This window comes from Dyella acidisoli, assembly GCF_030160295.1.
Classification (GTDB): Bacteria; Pseudomonadota; Gammaproteobacteria; order Xanthomonadales; family Rhodanobacteraceae; genus Dyella_B; species Dyella_B acidisoli.
Genome location: NZ_BSOB01000006.1, coordinates 13,194 through 30,959 on the forward strand (window position 1 = coordinate 13,194; position 17,766 = coordinate 30,959).

Here is a 17,766-nt window from a genome sequence, read left to right on the forward strand (position 1 = left end):
TTGGTGAAGGCAGACTGGCCGTCTGTCGAGCCGACGGACCGAAGGCATGCGGACAGACAGGGCCGGTGATGCCTGCGAAGAATTGATCGGAGCATCCATAAAGTCCTCAGGCTTTCTGAAAGCGCGGCAGGATATCGCGCAAAGTGGTTAGACGCAGCAATGGATCGGTCATCTCCAGCAGCTGCTGTTGTTCCTCGCGAGCCAACGGCAGCAATTCCGCCAGCCGAAAGCCCAGCCAACCGGCATCGTCATAAGAGGAACGCGGTGCATGCCGCCAGTGCGGTCCCATCGTTTCAATCAAACGCTCAAGGATGGTCTGCAGCAAGGCGAATTCCACCGGCACCGCTTGCGGCGTTTCGTCCGGCCACAGTTGCACGTCACCTCGCAGCAAGCCGTCCGAGCGTGCACGCGTGCGCAATACGCGAAAGCGGCTGCCACCTTCGGCGGCGATACCTAGCAATCCGTCCTCGCGATGACTGAAATCGACGATGTGTGCCAGCGTACCGATAGCAGCAGGTCGGGCCGGCACACCCACTTCCGCGCCATCCAGAATGAGGCAGACGCCGAACGCCGTGCCACTGCGCGTGCATTCGCGCACCAGGTCCAGGTATCGCGGTTCGAAGATGCGCAACTGCAACTGTCCGCCCGGATAGAGCACGGTGCCGAGGGGAAACAAAGGCACATCTAGGAAGGGTGATTGGGCCGCCATATCCGACATCTTATCTACTGGACGTTGCACATCGCACACGGCAGAGTGCATGAAGTCCTCGAAGGAAGCCTCTGCGGATGTCCGGCACCCAATTGGCCAGTCCCATGCCCCCTGTTTTGTCACCCGCACCGCACCCGGATGCGCCACCGGCCCTGCAGGTCCGTGGCCTGGATAAATCCTTCAAGAAACGCCAGGTGCTCAACGCGCTGGACTGGAGTGTGCCCAGTGGTCGCGTGGTCGGCTTGCTCGGTCGCAACGGCGCAGGCAAGACCACATTGCTGCGCTGCCTGCTCGGTCTCTCGCCGATCGATGGCGGCCATATCGATCTGTTCGGCGAGCCGATGCTGGAACCGGGCGGAGAACGCATGCATCGCATCGGTTTCGTGCCGCAGACCTTCGATCTGTTTCCGTGGATGAAGGTGCGCGCCTATCTCGATTTCACGGCGGCGTTCTATGCACGCTGGAATCCCGAACTGGTCGAACGACTGCTGACGAACTGGGAGCTGGACGTCAAGCAGAAGATCGGCGAACTGTCGCAAGGCCAGCGCCAGAAGCTGGCGATCGTGCGCGCCATCGCGCCCGATCCGGATCTGCTGGTGCTGGACGAACCCGTCGCCAGCCTCGACCCGCAAGCGCGCCGCGCTTTCATGGGCGAGCTGTTGGCGCTGATGCGCGCACCCGGCAAGACCGTGATTTTCTCCACGCACATCACCGCCGATCTCGAACGCGCCGATGCAGATATCTCGTTACTGCGCGAAGGTCGCATTCAATTCACGCGGCCGCTAGCCGAATTGCGCGCGCGTATGAAACGTGTAGTGCTCACCCGCACAGAAGGATGGACGCAGGCACCCACCGTTGCAGGTGCTCTGAAATCCCAGGTGCAAGGCGAGCAGGCTGTGTTGCTGGTCGAAGATCCCGTGGTGGAAAGCCTGCATTCGCTGGCTGCAAACGAACATGCTCATCTGCAGATCGAAACTCCTACGCTGGAAGATCTGTTCGTGGAGTTGGCATGAGCGTCGCCTGGCAACTTTGGCTGCAATTGTTCAGACGCACACCGTTGCTGGTAGTGCTGGCCAATCTATTGCGTGCTGGGGCACTGTATTTCGCAGTGCAATGGCTACGTGGCGACGACGAAGATGTGATGATGGCCGCCACGCTGTTCGGTGTGGCAACGTGGATGTGGCACACCGGCCAGGGCTACAACCTGCGCGGCGTTTGCGTGCCCGAAAGCTTTCTGATGCCGCGTTTTCGCCGCCGGCTATTGGAATATGGCGCCATCGACATCGCATCGTGGGTACTGCTGCCGCTGCTCGTCGCCGTCTTTGGCGGAGTACCGCATTTGCTGCTGGTCGCGTGCGGCCTCTTGGTCGTCGCCGCACTCGGAGTCACCATGGGCTGCAACCCGCGCAGCGGCATGCTGCTGTGGCCTATCTTCATCGTCCTGGGTTGGATGCCCTCGCTCGTCTCCACTTTTCTGAAAGAAGCGCTGCGTTCGCCATTCACGCCGTGGCTGCTGGTGGCGATCGCGGCCTTGCTGCTGCGATTTAGCGTTGCACCGCTGCTGCGCATCGAAGATCGCGAAACAGAAACCTCGCCGCTGGAAAGCACCAGCCTCGGCCGCACACAAGCACGCAACGCGCCGGGCGAGCCGCGGCGCATGGGTATGTTCGGCAGACGTATCGCCGCGCTGTATGACCGTTTATCTCAGCGTGCACTACAGCGCGCACTTGCCGCCTATGCGCGCCATCCCACGTTGCAGCGACGCATGCTCCTGGTACGCAGGCTGCTGCTGCCGCACGACAATCCCGAAGCGATTGCTTTGCGTATTGCCTTGGTCGCGGTGATCGTCTTCTTCTATTTCTTCGTATTGATGCATCGCCAGCATTTCCAGCCGGTGGCGGTCGGCGCGTACGCCATCATGCTCAGCATCTCGCGCTTTCCGCAGTTGAACGTCGGCATGGTACGCATGCGACCGAACATGGCGGATTTGTATCTCACGCTTGCGCCCGAAACACGCGCCGAATATCAGCAAATCATCTCGGACGCGTTGCTCGTGCTGGTGCCGATCAGCGTGCTGACCGCGTTGACGTATACCGCGTTCGGTGCCGTGCTGGTGCATGCGCCAGATCCGCTGCACATGCTGTTCGTGGCGGCGGTGGTATCGCTGGCGGCCAGCCTGGCGGCGCTCGCCGTGCACCTGATCGGCCCGGAAGGCGCGACCGGCCGCACCATCGTCAACCTGGTGGTGGTGTTCGGCACGATGGCTGTGTACTGGGGCGGTTATTGGCTGGTAGGCGCGGCCGGCTATGCGTTCGGCGGCGGATTGCTTGCGCTGGTTGCGCTGGGTTTTGGCGTGGGTGTGTGGTTTGCCGCGCAGCGTGAATATGTGTCGCGTGCGCCGCGGTTCGATGCACCCATTGCGTAACAAGGTTGGGTTAGCGCAGCGTAACCCAACAAAACCTCATCGAAGCGATCAGCATTGTTGGGTTAGGCTGCGCTAACCCAACCTATAGAGTGAGTGCTTCGACGAAACGGCGCGGTGCATTCTCGAAGCCGCCGTTGGACATGAATACCACGTGGTCGCCTGCACGCGTTTGAGCTTTCAGCGCAGCAAGCAGTTCGTCGACGGTTGGCGCCGTGCTGGCGCGACCGTGCAAGGCATCGGTCACGCGCCGGGCATCCCACGGCAACTCAGGGCGATGCAGGAACACCACCGCATCCGCATCACTCAGTGATGGTGCAAGCGCTTCGGCGTGGGCACCCAGACGCATGGAATTCGAGCGTGGTTCCAGCGCAACCAGAATGCGCGCTTGACCCACCTTCGCACGCAGGCCTGCCAGCGTGGTGGCAATGGCGGTGGGGTGATGGGCGAAATCGTCGTAGACGCGTACGCCATCCACTTCGCCTACCACCTCCATGCGGCGCTTTACGCTTTCGAACGTGGCGAAGGCCGGAAGCAAAGCGCGCGGATCGGCACCCGCTGCAGCCGCAGCCGCCAACGCAGCCAACGCATTCATCACGCTGTGATCGCCAAGCAACGACCACTTGACCTCGCCGATCACTTCACCCTTGTACTGCACGGCAAAGTGCGAGCCGTCCGCCGCGATCAGCGCAGCCTGCCAATCGCCTTTGCCAATGCCGAAGGTTTCCACCGGTGTCCAGCAACCCATCGCCAGCACCTCGGCCAGATACGCATCATGCGCGTTGACGATCAGCCGGCCATTGCCGGGCACGGTGCGCACCAGATGATGAAACTGGCGCTGGATTGCCGCGACGTCAGGAAAGATATCTGCGTGGTCGTATTCAAGATTGTTGAGGATGGCGATGCGCGGCCGGTAATGCACGAACTTGGAGCGCTTGTCGAAAAACGCGCTGTCATATTCGTCCGCTTCGATCACGAAATGCTTGCCCTGCCCCAGCCTCGCGGAAATACCGAAGTTACCGGGCACGCCGCCGATCAGGAAACCTGGTGCAAGCCCTGCACCATCGAGCAGATGCGCAAGCAGACTGGTGGTCGTGGTCTTGCCGTGCGTACCGGCTACGGCCAACACTTCGCGCTCAGCCAGCAAACGCTCACCCAGCCACTGCGGGCCGGAGACATAGCGCAGCCGCTGATCGAGCATGTATTCGACGGCTGGATTGCCACGCGTCATCGCATTGCCGACGACAACCAGGTCAGGTGCAGGCTGCAGATGTTCGACTTTGTAGCCTTGCATCAGCGCGATGCCGAGTGCTTCAAGCTGCGTGCTCATTGGCGGGTAGACGTTGGCATCGGAGCCTTCCACCGTTTCGCCAAGTTCGCGCGCCAAGGCGGCGACGCCGCCCATGAAGGTGCCGCAGATACCTAGGATGTGCAGACGCATGCGGTGTCCGTGTAGTTCAGGCTCCACCGAGGGAGCGCAGGAATCTCGGTGCTGTCGTAGCGACCGATTCTCGCCTGGACGTCATTCCCGCGAAAGCGGGAATCCATCTTCGCTTTTCGCATCAGAGCAACATGGATTCCCGCTTTCGCGGGAATGACGGCGAGGAGTAGGCAAGCATCATGGTGAGACGTGCGGCCTATTACCTCAAAGGATTAGCCGTTCGCCGCCGCCGTCTCGTTGGCAAGCGCACGCTTGACGCGTGCAGTGACTTCGTCTAGCTCGCCTACGCCATCCACCACCTGCAGCTTGCCGCGGCGCGCATAGAAATCGGCCACTGGCGCGGTCTGTTCGGCATAAACCTTCAAACGATCACGTACTACAACCGGATCGTCATCCTTGCGGTGCTCGGCGGCAAAACGGATTTCACAGCGCTTGATGATCACCTCACTCGCCACTTCCAGTTTCACCACGGCGTCCAGCGGCTGGCCGATCTTGGTGAGCAGGTGATCGAGTGCATCGGCCTGTGCGAGGTTGCGCGGATAACCATCCAGGATGAAGCCGGAGTTAGCGTCGGGTTCGGCCAGTCGCTCTTCCAGCATGCCGAGCAGGATGTCGTCGGACACCAGCTGGCCGGCATCCATCACGGCTTTGGCTTTCATGCCGAGCGGCGTCCCCGCTTTCACCGCGGCGCGCAGCATGTCGCCGGTGGAAATGTGCGGCACACCGAGATCGGCCTTCAGCCGGGCTGCCTGGGTACCCTTGCCCGAGCCGGGCGCGCCAAGGAGGACAAGTCGCATAGAACTCCACAGATCCTTACGTTCTGCCGCACACTGCGGCAGTTACCAAGGATTCCTTAGATGAATGCCGATCAAGGTAACGTCTGCGGGGGGTGCCGTCAAACGACGAACGCCTCGAATTCACGCCAACTGCTTGATAAATATGTGATCCGTGACTGAAGTCGATTTGTCACACAATTCTATGGAGAGCGCCCCATGAAGTCGAAAGCCCGTTCCGCTACTGGCCGCCTGCTATATGCCCAGTCCGGTGGCGTTACCGCCGTGATCAATGCCACTGCCGCAGGCGTGATCCAGACCGCCCGTGCGCATCGCGTTCCGGTGTATGCGGCACGCAACGGCATCTTGGGTGCGCTACGCGAAGAGCTGATCGACACCACTAAGGAATCCGCCGCGGCCATCGCCGCACTCAGGCATACGCCAGGAGGCGCTTTCGGGTCCTGTCGGTACAAATTGAAATCCCTGGACGCCAATCGCGCTGAGTACGAGCGGTTGATCGAAGTGTTTCGCGCGCATGACATTCGCTGGTTCCTCTACAACGGCGGCAATGATTCGGCCGACACGGCACTGAAGATTTCTCAGCTCGGCAAAGCGATGGATTACGACATCCGTTGCATAGGCGTACCCAAGACGGTGGACAACGATCTCGCCGTCACCGATTGCTGCCCAGGTTTCGGCTCGGTGGCGAAATACACCGCCGTGTCCACGCTGGAAGCGAGCCTGGATGTCGCCTCGATGGCCGACACCTCCACCAAGGTGTTCATCCTGGAAGTGATGGGCCGCCACGCGGGCTGGATCGCCGCCTCATCGGGTCTTGCCGGCGAAGGGCCGGATGCGCCGCCGCATATCATCCTGTTCCCCGAGCGCGTGTTCGACGAAGCCGCTTTCCTCGAGAAAGTGAAGGCCACGGTCGAGCGCGTGGGCTGGTGCACGGTGGTTGCATCGGAGGGCATCAAGAATGCCGAGGGCCAATTCCTGGCCGAAGCGGGTACCCGTGATGCGTTTGGTCACACTCAGCTCGGCGGCGTCGCGCCTGTGTTGGCCGCGCTGGTCAAGGAGAAGCTCGGCTACAAATATCACTGGGCCCTGCCCGATTACCTGCAGCGTTCGGCTCGCCATATGGCCTCCAAGACCGATGCTGATCAGGCTTACGCCGTCGGCAAGGCTGCGGTGGATTACGCACTGGCCGAGATGAACGCCGTGATGCCGGTGATCGTGCGTACCTCCGATGCACCGTATCGCTGGAAGCTGGAGCCTGCTTCGCTGGAGAAGATCGCCAATCACGAGAAGAAAATGCCGGCGAGTTTTCTTACGCGTGATGGTTTTGGCATCACACCCGCTGCACGGCGTTACCTGTCGCCGCTGATCCGCGGCGAAATGCCGCCCCCCTATGGGCGAGAGGGTTTGCCGAAGTATGTGCAAATGAAAAATATGGCGGTGGCGAAGAAGTTGGAGCCGTTTGCGCGCTAAGCCCCTCTCCCACCGGGAGAGGGGTTGGGGTGAGGGTGCGATCGGCGCGCGATGATAAAACTCGCACAAGACTTCATCATCACGCTTCGCCCGAACCCTCCCCCCGTCCCCTCTCCCGTTGGGAGAGGAGAGCAAAAGCAACAAAGGCTGCGGCAACGCACAACAATTCATCACACATGCTCTGCCTATACTCGCCCGGACCCGTTCCATCCTGGACGGCGACACAACTCGAGGGGAGTAACCGATGCTGCAGCAGTATGGCTTGTGGATCGCGTTGGCTTGCGCGGTCGTGGCGATTTTGTACGGGGCATTTTCGGTACGTTGGGTACTGGCGAAATCGCCGGGCAACGAACGTATGCAGGAGATTGCCTCGGCTATCCAGGAAGGCGCGCGCGCCTACCTCAACCGCCAGTACCGCACGATCGCGCTTGTGGGCGTGGTGCTGCTGGTAGTCATCGGTTTTGCCCTGGATTGGGGCACGGCGATTGGCTTTGCGATTGGTGCGGTGCTGTCCGGAGCCACCGGCTACATCGGCATGAACGTGTCGGTGCGCGCCAATGTACGCACTGCTGAAGCGGCACGCAACGGACTCGCTTCCGCGTTGAATGTGGCGTTCCGTGGCGGCGCGATCACCGGCATGCTGGTAGTGGGCCTGGCCCTGCTCGGCGTCGCCGGCTATTTCGCGGTACTCACGCATATGGGCTACGACAACGATCGCGCCTTGCACGCGATGGTAGGGTTGGCGTTCGGGTCGTCGCTGATTTCGATCTTCGCCCGTCTGGGCGGCGGCATCTTCACCAAGGGCGCGGACGTGGGTGCGGACCTGGTCGGCAAGGTGGAAGCCGGCATTCCGGAAGATGATCCGCGCAATCCCGCCGTTATCGCCGACAACGTAGGCGATAACGTGGGCGACTGCGCCGGCATGGCCGCTGACTTGTTCGAGACGTACGCGGTGACGCTGATCGCCAGCATGCTGCTCGGCGGTGTGCTTGGCGAGCAAGCAGGTGTGAACGCGGTGTTGTATCCACTGCTGCTCGGTGGTGCGTCGATCATCGCTTCGGTGATCGGCACCTTCTTCGTACGTGCACGCGCCGGCGCGAAGATCATGAGCGCGCTATATATGGGCGTGATGGTATCCGCGGTACTGGCAGCGATTGCATTCTGGCCCATCACCCAGTCACTGATGGCCGATGCCACGCTTGGCGTTACTCGCTTGTATGGCAGTGCGTTGATCGGCCTGGTGTTGACCGGCGTGATCGTGGTGATCACTGAGTATTACACCGCTACCGAATATGCGCCGGTGCGGCACGTGGCGAAGTCGTCCACCACGGGGCACGCCACTAACATCATCGCGGGCCTCGGCGTGTCGATGAAATCCACCACGCTGCCGGTACTGGCGGTGTGCGCGGCGATCTGGGGCGCTTACGCGTTGGCCGGTCTATACGGCATCGCCGTCGCGGCCACCGCGATGCTGTCGATGACCGGTATGGTGGTCGCACTCGATGCGTACGGCCCGATCACCGACAACGCCGGCGGCATCGCCGAAATGGCCGACCTGCCACCGGATGTACGCGGTGTCACTGATCCGCTCGATGCGGTCGGCAACACCACCAAGGCCGTCACCAAGGGTTATGCGATCGGCTCGGCCGGCCTGGCTGCGCTGGTGCTGTTCGCCGATTACACGCACCGCTTGTCGCTGGATCACGCAGGCACGATCTACACCTTCGATCTTTCCGACCACCGCGTGATCGTGGGCCTGCTGATCGGCGGCCTGATCCCGTACCTGTTCGGCGCGATGGCGATGGAAGCGGTGGGCCGCGCCGCCGGCGCCGTGGTGGAAGAAGTGCGCCGTCAGTTCCGCGAGATCGCTGGCATCATGGAAGGCACTACCAAGCCGGACTATTCGCGCGCGGTGGATATGCTGACCAAGTCGGCGATCCACGAAATGCTGATTCCCTCGCTACTGCCGGTGCTGGTGCCGATCATCGTCGGCTTCACGCTCGGTCCCGTCGCGCTTGGCGGCTTGCTGATCGGCACCATCGTCACCGGCCTGTTCGTGGCGATCTCGATGACCACCGGCGGCGGTGCGTGGGACAACGCGAAGAAGTACATCGAAGATGGCAACTTCGGCGGCAAAGGCTCGGATGCGCACAAGGCTGCAGTAACCGGTGACACCGTTGGCGATCCGTACAAGGACACAGCAGGCCCCGCGGTGAATCCGCTGATCAAGATCATCAACATCGTGGCGTTGCTGCTGATTCCCTTGCTGTAATCACTATTGCGAATGGCGCCCTCCCCTGTTTACAGGGGAGGGCTGCACATATCAGCGACCATCCGGCACAGCCAAGAACGCCGCACTCGCATTGGTTGCCGCATTCAACAATGTCTGCCCTGTGATCTCGCCCGCATCATTGATGTCATTCGCAAACACCAATCGATGGGTGTAACCGGGCGCAACCAACTTATTGAGATCGACAATGCTGCCATCCTGCCGCCACAGTACGGCGCGGCATATGCTGCCGCATGATTGACCAACGACCAAACCTTGGTCATTGATACCCAACGCCTGGCTGGTGCTGTCGCCAGACAACGTACCCAGATCACGCATGCCCGTGGCAGCCGTCCAGATAAAGGCGTGCTCGTGAAGCCCTGCCGGGCTCGAACCACCTGGCACATTCGCAAAACCCACCACGACGCCGAACTCGTTGATGGCCATCGGCGTATTCCACGCCGCTACGCCAAGATTGCCCAGATCCGTAGCGTGATGGTTTTGCCACAGCACCGCATGGATGGCCGAATAACGCCCGACCGCCTGATCACACAGCCCGGAAATGCCGACGATCTGGCCGCGATCATTGACGGCTGTCGCTGCACCTGAAGTATCGTTGCCGATCAGCGGCAGGGCCTGGATGTCATCGTCGTCCGGCCCCCATACCACCGGCTTGAACTGCAACACCTGTTTGGACGCTGGATCGCAGGTCGGGTCGTGCACAGTGTTTTCCGCCCAACCGACGATCTGGCCGAGATTGTTCGCACCAGCTGCAAAACCATTGTTGCCGCCCAGCGTAGGCAAAGCATGCATATGTCCCCACCGCCACACGAAGCCGCGGCAGACGTGGCCCGTAGCGGTGGGAAAGAAAGCCAAGTAGCAGCTCCAATTTTCGCCAAGCGGATCGAGCTGCGCCGTTTCCGCGATGCCAACCAGCACGCCATAGTCATTTTTCACCGGCCAGGTAATGGCGCTGTTGGGGCCACCCAATGTGCCGAGATCGAACGCCGCGCCATTGAGCCAGAGCGCCGCGTGCATGCTTTGATCGCCTGGCAGATTGGCGTACCCGCTCACCAGGCCTGGTTGGTTGATGCTGATGCCTGCGCTGGATGTGCCACCCAACGAACCTAGATTGCGAACTTGATACCTACCGGCCGCCGCTGCTGGCGTTGACACTGCCATCACACACAAAGCCGCCACCAACACGCTCGTAGTCCGACGCATGGGATGCTCCTTTCTTCACGTTTTAGAGGCTGGAATCAGCCGTGGGGACGAACGGCCCAAGCGTGGCTCACCCGGCGACCGGCCAAAAGCGCCACTTTTGCGATGCCGGCTAGTCCGGTCCGCGCTATAGTCGGGCCATGCGTCGCTGGGCTCTCACCATTGCGCTCGATCCGCAACGCGAACTGCCGATTTTTCTGCAGCTCGCGCACGCGATTGCCGGCGATATTCGCCGCGGCCGACTGAAACCCGGCGAGCCGCTGCCTAGCACACGCGAACTGGCCGAGCAGCTTCACCTGAATCGCAATACCGTCGTCGCCGGTTACGAAGAACTCGCTGCGGAAGGATTGGTGCAGACGCGCATGGGTGGCGGCACCTTCGTAACACCGTCATTGCCATCGCAGGCCCGCGTCGAGCCGTCGGCGCAAGACGCACCGACCTTCCCGCTCGCCGAAACTATCCATGCTGTACCCGCGGTCAAAGTGCCGCCGCCCGGCACCTTGATGATCGCGCACAGCTTGCCGGACACGCGGCTATTCCCAGCCGAAGCATTCGCGCGTGCATTTCGTCGCGCCATCGTGCAACGCGGCCGATCGTTGATCGGTTATGCGGAGCCCTGCGGTCATCCGCGCTTGCGTGAAGAGCTTGCAAAGATGCTGCGCAGTACGCGCGCCCTGCCCGCCACCGCCGACTGTTTGATGGTGACGCGCAGCCTCGAACAAGGCATCGATCTCGTTGCGCGCATGCTGCTCAAGCCTGGTGATGTGGTTGCGGTGGAAAGCTTCGGCTACCCACCTGCTTGGAGCGTGCTTCGCCTGGCTGGCGCGCAATTGATGCCGCTGCCGGTTGATGATGACGGCTTGGATGTTGACGCGCTTGAGGAAGCATTGAAACATCAGCGCATCCGCGCTGTGTTTCTCACACCGCATCATCAATTCCCAACCACGTGTGTGATGTCATCCGCGCGTCGCGAACGGCTTGCGGCGCTGGCTTCGTCGCATCACTTCGCCATCATCGAAGACGACTACGATCACGAACTCCACTACGCCGGCAAGCCGATCCTACCTATCGCCGCGGGGCCGGATCGCGCCAACGTCATCTACATCGGCTCGCTTTCCAACTTGCTTGCGCCAGGCATCAGCACCGGCTTCATTCACGCATCGCCGGCAATGTTCGGTCATCTTGCAGGCTTGCGCGCAGCCAGTGATCCACGCACTGACGTGGCGATGGAATGTGCTGTCGCTGAGCTGTTCGAAGATGACGAACTATTGCGTCACATGCGCCGCATGCGGCGTACCTACGCAACACGCCGTGACGCTCTGGCGGAAGCATTGCGGTGCCATCTCGGTGGCGCCCTGCACTTTCGCATTCCCGATGGCGGCATGGGCTTATGGGCGCGCGTGGACGATGCCATCGATGTGGATCGCTGGAGCGCAGAAGGCGAACGCGAAGGCGTGCAATTCTTCGGCGCGAAACGCTACGACTTCCACCAGCGCGAACAGCCGTATCTGCGTCTGGGCTTCAGCTATCTCGACGAAGCCGAATTGGATGAAGCCGTGCAGCGCATGGCGCGGGCACTCGCACGAATGCACATCCATCAACGAACCAAGCCATCCCGAAGGGCATCAGTAGCCACGATCGGACACGGCCACGCGCCGGCGCACACCTGACTTTCACCACTGGTGTTTTCCATACGAACGTGCATGCTGAAGACCCTGCGCGGGGACCCGCCTTGCGCCTCTACCACGGAGCGGAAGCATGAGCTTGAAGGCACCGATACAGCTGGCTCTGGCACTGGCCGTCATAATGGGCGGCATGACCCAAGCCCATGACACCTTGACCCCCAGCGCAACTGCAAACGCCGACGATCCCTACCTCTGGCTGGAAGACATCCACGGCGCGCGTCCGATGGACTGGGTGAATGCCCAGAACACCATCACCGAAAAGCAGTACGCCAGCAGTCCCGAATTTACGCACACACGCGACCGCATTCTGGAAGTGCTCGATTCCGACGCACGCATTCCGTACGTGGAGCGTCGCGGCGACTATCTCTTCAACTTCTGGCAAGACAAGGCGCATCCGCGCGGCCTCTGGCGTCGTACCACGCTGGAGGAATACCGCAAGTCGGAGCCCAAGTGGGAAGTACTGCTGGATATCGATGCGCTCAACAAGGCCGAGGGCAAGCGCTGGGTATTCAAGGGTAGCGACTGCCTGAAACCCGATTACAAGCGTTGCCTGCTGAACCTCTCGCCCGACGGCGGCGATGCGGTGGAAGTTCGCGAATTCGATATCCCAAGCAAATCGTTCGTGAAGGACGGCTTTGTGTTGCCGGCGGCCAAGACGCAAGTCGGCTGGATCGATGAGAACCGCATCTACGTCGGTACGGATTTCGGTCCGGGCTCGATGACCACCTCAAGCTACCCACGCATTGCCAAAGTGTGGGCACGCGGCACGCCGCTCAGCGCTGCCACCACCGTGTACGAAGGCAAGATGACCGATCTTGCGGTGAGTGCGTCCCATGACCGCACGCCAGGTTTCGAGCGCGATTTCGTCAACGTCGCCCACGATTTTTTCCACAGCGATATGTATCAGCTCAAGGACGGCAAGCTGATTCACCTCGACGTGCCTGAAGATGCAGCTAACGTGGACGCGCATCGCGAATGGTTGCTGGTGCAACTGCGCAGCGCATGGACGGTGGGTGGCGTCACGTATCCGTCGGGCGCATTGATCGCCATGAAATACGACGACTTCATCGCCGGCAAGCGCAACTTCACCACCTTGTTTGCGCCGAATGAGCACACGGCGTTGTCCAGCTACGCGTGGACAAGGCACCACCTCATCCTCGACGTTATGGAAGATGTGAAGAGCCGTCTCGATGTGCTGACACCCAAGGACAATGGCAGCTGGGCACGCGAGGATATGCCTGGCGCACCGAAGTTCAGCACCGTATCGGTGATCGATACCGATCCGGATCACAGCGACGAATACTGGCTGAGCGTGACCGGCTTCCTTTCACCTTCGTCACTGGATCGTGGCGTGCTGGGCGAAGGCAAGGCAGAACTGATCAAGCACAGCCCTGCGTTCTTCGATGCATCCAAGTTCGAAGTGAGCCAGCACTTCGTCGCATCCAAGGACGGCACGCAGGTGCCGTACTTCGAAATCGCACCGAAGAACATCAAGCTCGATGGCAGCAACCGCACCCTGCTGTATGGCTATGGCGGTTTTGAAATATCGCTGCAGCCGTTCTACAGCGGCAGCATCGGCCGTGCCTGGCTGGAGCGCGGAGGTGTGTACGTCATCGCCAATATCCGCGGGGGTGGCGAATACGGTCCGCGCTGGCATCAGGCTGCGCTGCAGGCGAATCGTCCACGTGCCTACGAAGATTTCTCGGCGGTAGCAAGCGATCTGATCAAGCGCGGCGTAACGTCGCCCAAGCACCTGGGCGCCGAGGGTGGCAGCAACGGCGGCCTGCTGATGGGCAATATGCTCACGCTGTATCCGCAATTGTTCGGTGCGATCGCCTGCGAAGTGCCACTGCTGGACATGAAGCGTTACGTGCATCTTTCTGCCGGCACGTCATGGATCGCTGAGTATGGCAATCCGGACGACCCCAAGCAGTGGGACTTCATCAAAACGTTCTCGCCTTATCAGAACGTAAAATCCGATACGACCTATCCCGCCGTGTTGTTCTACACAGCAACCAGCGACGATCGCGTCGGCCCGGTGCAAGCGCGCAAGATGGCCGCGAAGATGCAAGGCATGGGCTACAAGGACGTTTGGTTCTACGAGAACACGGAAGGCGGTCATGGCGCCGGTGCCGACAACAAGCAGTCGGCGCATATGCATGCGTTGGCGTATGAGTTTTTGTGGGATAGGTTGAAGTAAGGCGCACCGCTCAACGCTCTCTCCTCTCAGGGGAGAGCGTTGCCATAAAAGTCCCATTCTTGCTTTATGGCCGTCGTTCCCGCGAAAGCGGGAATCCATTTTCGCTCTCACATCAGGGCTAGATGGATTCCCGCTTTCGCGGGAATGACGGCGGTGAGGGGAGCCAGCAGTGCCGCAAGAATGCCTCTCTCCGCGTTCTCATAACGGCTAAAATCGCCCGCATGAAATCGCAACTCCCCATACGTCCTGAACTCCGCGACTGGATTCTCACCACTACACGTGCTGGCCACAGCGTCGACACCGTGCTGAAGATGATGCAGGAAACCGGCTACGACCCACGACAGAGTCGCAGTATCGTCGCCACCGTCCTGAACATGCCAATCTCGGCGCTGGATGCACATTCTCAGTCACCGAAGAGCCAGGGGCGCCGCACACAGCATCCTGAAGCACCGCAGATGGTGATCGACGGGCGCACCATCCACGTCGGATTGAGCATGGAATCTCCCACGCTGCGGGTACTCAACGACTTTCTTTCAGCCGAGGAATGTGCGGCGCTGATCGAACAAGCCACACCACGACTGCAACGCGCCAAAACCGTCGATAGCTCTGGCAAGCAGCAAATCGATGCACGCCGCACCAGCGAGGGCATGTTTTTCACGGTCGGTGAAACGCCGTTGATCAAGCGCATCGAACAGCGCATCGCCACGATGCTCAGCATTCCTGTCGATCACGGCGAAGGCCTGCAGGTGCTGCACTACCTGCCAGATCAACAATACGAACCGCACTACGACTGGTTTAATCCAGAGCAACCCGGCTTCGCCGCCATCACTGCCAAGGGCGGCCAACGCATCGCGAGCCTGGTGATGTATCTCAACACGCCGGAGGCCGGCGGCGGAACGGCATTTCCGGAAGTTGGCGTTACGGTGACGGCGCTGTTGGGTTCAGCCGTCTATTTCGCTTACGACACTGGTGATACGGCGTCGCTGCATGCCGGCTTGCCGGTGCAGAAGGGCGAAAAGTGGATTGCCACGAAGTGGCTACGCGAGCGGCCGTTTCAAAAAGCTTCGCGCTGAATCCGTAGGTTGGGGTGCAAACCCCAACATCGCCATATTCGTGAGCACGCCACCCTACAAAGCCCGTCTCGCGCTCAAGGCAATAGCCAGCCCAATAATCACGTGCACCACGATGCTGCTGATGATCCAACTCATCACCACCGGTGCTTTTGGCACAGCAGACAACGGCACCACGATCAAATTCATCACGATGAAGAGCAGCGCACCGTAAAGCGCACCATACAGCCATGGCCGTTGCGTGAGCACTACGAGCCTGCCGGCAGCCACGTAATACACACCGACCATCGCCGCCATCATGGCGTAATGAAGCAACACGCCCAGCGCCGCCGTGCTGCCGCCGCCCACGAACGCGTGCTTGCCCAGCAAGCCCGAGGCAATGTTCTGCGCGATGCGTGCGGGCGGCACGCCAAACTTTGAATACCAATAGGTGCAGGCGAACAGCAAGTCCGCCGTGGCCAGCATCAACATAACTACTGCTGCGGAAATCACAACACCTTGGCCACGCAAATCCTGAGGCGCGCCGGAATCAACAGGTACGGACATGGTTTTCACTCGGTCAAGAAAAGTCCCGCGGAGCAGTCGTGGAAGAGGGAGACTGCCCCGCGGGTGTGGGAAACGAGGGAGACGTCGTCGCCGCTGGGTTCGTCTGCCTGGGGAGGTGCCGACGATAAAGTTTTGTTAGCGAGCCCTGCGACGAGTTGAGACTAGGCAGGTCGGCACATTCCCTCCATAGCCAATTACCCGTATTTTCTTAGAGCCACTTCAGTATCTCAGCGCGGTTCGCTTAGCCCCTGAATGATCGCCAGGTGATTGTGCGCGTCTTGACCAGACTGGGTGTCTGGTCAAGACGCGCGCGGGCGCACCGCGATCACTCAGGGGCTAAGCGGACTGCGGGGAGATATTGAGGGGCTCTTGACGCCATTGGGAGGGCACGGCGTGTATCTACAACTCGACGGGCGTGGGCCGCTCTACGACCAGCTAACGCGAGCGTTGAAAGCATCCATTCTTGATGGCCGCATCGCTGCCGGTACGCAGTTGCCGCCTACGCGCGAACTGGCACAGGAACTGGAGATTTCACGCACCACGGTGCTGGCCGCCTATGAGCAGTTGCGCGCCGAAGGCTTCATCGATGGCCGCGTGGGATCGGGCAGTTTCGTCAGCCAGCTGCAAACCAGGCCGATGCCACATCATGGCAGCACCGCCATTGACGCACCCTCCCGCTATGCGGAACGGGCTCGCGAGGTGCGCAATTGGGATATCCCGCGCTTGCATCGCGGCCTGCGCTACAACCTGGAATATGGCTATCCGATGATCAATCCCACGCTCAACAATGCGTGGGGTCGGGAACTCGCTCGCGCGGCAGCCTATACACAGCTCAACGCCATCGAAGTGGCTGGGCTGGGTGTATTGCGCAAACAGACTTGCGATTACCTTGCGCGCCGTCGTGGCATACAAGCACAACCGGACGACGTGCTGATCGTCAGCGGTACGCAACAGGCGATCAACCTGACCGCTCGCGTGCTGGTGAATGAAGGCGATAGCGTGGTGTTGGAGGAACCGCATTATTTTCTGGCGCATCAGGCACTGGTCGCGCACGGTGCCGAACTGGTCGCAGTGCGCACGGACGACCATGGATTGGTCTGTGACGAACTTCCGGCGCAAGCGCCGCGCATGATTTACGTAACGCCTTCGCATCATTTCCCCTCCGGCGCCGTGCTCTCCATGCAGCGCCGGCTCGATCTTTTGCATTACGCCGAACAGCATCAATGCTGGATCCTGGAAGATGACTACGACGGCGAATTCCGCTACGACGCACATCCGCTTGCGGCGTTGCGCTCACTCGACGAACAGGATCGCGTGATCTACGTGGGCACCTTCTCCAAGGTGATGTTCGGAGGCTTGCGCCTGGCTTACATGGTGATACCCGCCGCACTGCGCGCGGATTTTCTCAATGCGAAATACCTCGGCGACATGGCCTGCCCGGTGATTGAGCAGGCCGCCTTGGCTCGGTTCATGGAAGACGGCGGCTTTGAGCGTCATCTACGCATGTCGCGCAAAGAGCTGAAGGCGCGCCGCGAAGCACTGGTTGCAGGGCTGAAGGAGCACGCGCACGACCGCATCGAGATCACCGATACGCCAGCCGGCATGCATCTGGTGGTGTGGCTACGTGGCTACGACGTGCCACGCCGCGAAGCGCTGGTCGACTACGCCCACGAGCGTGGCCTGGGTCTTCATCCAATGAGCCCGCTGTATTTGCACGCACCGGAGCGCCAGGGACTGCTGCTGGGTTACTGCGGTCACTCGGTAAACGAGATACGGGAGGCCATGCGGCTGTTCGGGCAGTGTCTGGATCATATGGAATGCCCATAAATACGCGCGCCCACCGCTTGCCTTGATCTCCCCCTCCCCTGCCCGGGCAGGGGAGGGCCGGGGTGGGGTTGCTTGGGCTTGCCACGTGATGGAATCCACCGCGAGATTGCTT

At 60.9% G+C, this 17,766-nt stretch carries 13 protein-coding genes; 8 read left to right on the forward strand and 5 right to left on the reverse strand.

Features of this window, described 5'->3' with window-relative positions; translation table 11 throughout:
• Positions 1-106 precede the first annotated feature (106 nt).
• Entirely contained in the window at positions 107-709 is a 603-nt protein-coding gene (locus QQJ86_RS03420; RefSeq protein WP_284319509.1) for an LON peptidase substrate-binding domain-containing protein, read from the reverse strand.
• Between the two features lie 77 nt (positions 710-786).
• On the opposite strand from QQJ86_RS03420, the gene QQJ86_RS03425 reads away from it, so the two are divergent.
• Together QQJ86_RS03425 and QQJ86_RS03430 are read left to right on the forward strand one after the other, a co-directional pair.
• Entirely contained in the window at positions 787-1,722 is a 936-nt protein-coding gene (locus tag QQJ86_RS03425) for an ABC transporter ATP-binding protein (RefSeq protein WP_284319510.1), read from the forward strand.
• Complete coding sequence (locus tag QQJ86_RS03430; RefSeq protein ID WP_284319511.1) at positions 1,719-3,134, forward strand: hypothetical protein; 1,416 nt, start codon at positions 1,719-1,721, stop codon at positions 3,132-3,134. Before QQJ86_RS03425 ends, QQJ86_RS03430 begins: the two co-directional genes overlap by 4 nt.
• A gap of 82 nt (positions 3,135-3,216) precedes the next feature.
• On the opposite strand, the gene mpl is transcribed toward QQJ86_RS03430, so the two are convergent.
• Both mpl and QQJ86_RS03440 read right to left on the reverse strand, forming a co-directional pair.
• Entirely contained in the window at positions 3,217-4,572 is a 1,356-nt protein-coding gene (gene mpl / locus QQJ86_RS03435) for a UDP-N-acetylmuramate:L-alanyl-gamma-D-glutamyl-meso-diaminopimelate ligase (RefSeq protein WP_284319512.1), read from the reverse strand.
• A gap of 212 nt (positions 4,573-4,784) precedes the next feature.
• Positions 4,785-5,369, reverse strand: coding sequence for an adenylate kinase (locus QQJ86_RS03440; RefSeq protein WP_284319513.1), 585 nt, complete (start codon positions 5,367-5,369; stop codon positions 4,785-4,787).
• Between the two features lie 195 nt (positions 5,370-5,564).
• Between QQJ86_RS03440 and QQJ86_RS03445 the strand changes: the two genes are divergently transcribed.
• Both QQJ86_RS03445 and QQJ86_RS03450 read left to right on the forward strand, forming a co-directional pair.
• Positions 5,565-6,836 carry a 6-phosphofructokinase gene (locus tag QQJ86_RS03445; RefSeq protein WP_284319514.1) on the forward strand — a complete coding sequence of 424 codons (1,272 nt, stop codon included), beginning with the start codon at positions 5,565-5,567 and terminating at the stop codon, positions 6,834-6,836.
• Between the two features lie 244 nt (positions 6,837-7,080).
• The gene (locus tag QQJ86_RS03450; RefSeq protein WP_284319515.1) at positions 7,081-9,108 is read left to right on the forward strand and encodes a sodium-translocating pyrophosphatase; all 2,028 of its coding nucleotides are present in this window, start codon (positions 7,081-7,083) and stop codon (positions 9,106-9,108) included.
• Positions 9,109-9,159: 51 nt separating this feature from the next.
• Here QQJ86_RS03450 and QQJ86_RS03455 read toward each other — a convergent pair whose 3' ends face one another.
• Positions 9,160-10,329: a hypothetical protein gene (locus QQJ86_RS03455; protein WP_284319516.1), complete on the reverse strand. Its 1,170-nt coding sequence runs from the start codon at positions 10,327-10,329 to the stop codon at positions 9,160-9,162.
• A 137-nt stretch (positions 10,330-10,466) separates the two neighbouring features.
• Here QQJ86_RS03455 and pdxR (QQJ86_RS03460) point away from each other — a divergent pair, with 137 nt between their 5' ends.
• The 3 genes from pdxR (QQJ86_RS03460) (at position 10,467) to QQJ86_RS03470 (ending at position 15,284) form a co-directional block, all read left to right on the forward strand.
• A complete protein-coding gene (pdxR, locus tag QQJ86_RS03460) occupies positions 10,467-11,996 on the forward strand; it encodes a MocR-like pyridoxine biosynthesis transcription factor PdxR (RefSeq protein WP_284319517.1) in 1,530 nt (509 codons plus the stop codon).
• A gap of 88 nt (positions 11,997-12,084) precedes the next feature.
• Positions 12,085-14,211, forward strand: coding sequence for a prolyl oligopeptidase family serine peptidase (locus QQJ86_RS03465; protein ID WP_423372879.1), 2,127 nt, complete (start codon positions 12,085-12,087; stop codon positions 14,209-14,211).
• A 221-nt stretch (positions 14,212-14,432) separates the two neighbouring features.
• Positions 14,433-15,284 carry a 2OG-Fe(II) oxygenase gene (locus tag QQJ86_RS03470; RefSeq protein WP_284319518.1) on the forward strand — a complete coding sequence of 284 codons (852 nt, stop codon included), beginning with the start codon at positions 14,433-14,435 and terminating at the stop codon, positions 15,282-15,284.
• Between the two features lie 54 nt (positions 15,285-15,338).
• Here QQJ86_RS03470 and QQJ86_RS03475 read toward each other — a convergent pair whose 3' ends face one another.
• Positions 15,339-15,827, reverse strand: a complete 489-nt coding sequence (locus QQJ86_RS03475) for a hypothetical protein (RefSeq protein ID WP_284319519.1) — start codon at positions 15,825-15,827, stop codon at positions 15,339-15,341.
• Positions 15,828-16,220: 393 nt separating this feature from the next.
• On the opposite strand from QQJ86_RS03475, the gene pdxR (QQJ86_RS03480) reads away from it, so the two are divergent.
• Positions 16,221-17,654: a MocR-like pyridoxine biosynthesis transcription factor PdxR gene (gene pdxR / locus QQJ86_RS03480; protein WP_284319520.1), complete on the forward strand. Its 1,434-nt coding sequence runs from the start codon at positions 16,221-16,223 to the stop codon at positions 17,652-17,654.
• The last annotated feature ends 112 nt before the right edge of the window (positions 17,655-17,766 follow it).

Bases quoted from the DNA above. Each gene is read 5' to 3' on its own strand.
- QQJ86_RS03420 (WP_284319509.1), bottom strand. From the start codon at position 709: ATGGCGGCCCAATCACCCTTCCTAGATGTGCCTTTGTTTCCCCTCGGC.
- QQJ86_RS03425 (WP_284319510.1), top strand. From the start codon at position 787: ATGTCCGGCACCCAATTGGCCAGTCCCATGCCCCCTGTTTTGTCACCC.
- QQJ86_RS03430 (WP_284319511.1), top strand. From the start codon at position 1,719: ATGAGCGTCGCCTGGCAACTTTGGCTGCAATTGTTCAGACGCACACCG.
- mpl (WP_284319512.1), bottom strand. From the start codon at position 4,572: ATGCGTCTGCACATCCTAGGTATCTGCGGCACCTTCATGGGCGGCGTC.
- QQJ86_RS03440 (WP_284319513.1), bottom strand. From the start codon at position 5,369: ATGCGACTTGTCCTCCTTGGCGCGCCCGGCTCGGGCAAGGGTACCCAG.
- QQJ86_RS03445 (WP_284319514.1), top strand. From the start codon at position 5,565: ATGAAGTCGAAAGCCCGTTCCGCTACTGGCCGCCTGCTATATGCCCAG.
- QQJ86_RS03450 (WP_284319515.1), top strand. From the start codon at position 7,081: ATGCTGCAGCAGTATGGCTTGTGGATCGCGTTGGCTTGCGCGGTCGTG.
- QQJ86_RS03455 (WP_284319516.1), bottom strand. From the start codon at position 10,329: ATGCGTCGGACTACGAGCGTGTTGGTGGCGGCTTTGTGTGTGATGGCA.
- pdxR (WP_284319517.1), top strand. From the start codon at position 10,467: ATGCGTCGCTGGGCTCTCACCATTGCGCTCGATCCGCAACGCGAACTG.
- QQJ86_RS03465 (WP_423372879.1), top strand. From the start codon at position 12,085: ATGAGCTTGAAGGCACCGATACAGCTGGCTCTGGCACTGGCCGTCATA.
- QQJ86_RS03470 (WP_284319518.1), top strand. From the start codon at position 14,433: ATGAAATCGCAACTCCCCATACGTCCTGAACTCCGCGACTGGATTCTC.
- QQJ86_RS03475 (WP_284319519.1), bottom strand. From the start codon at position 15,827: ATGTCCGTACCTGTTGATTCCGGCGCGCCTCAGGATTTGCGTGGCCAA.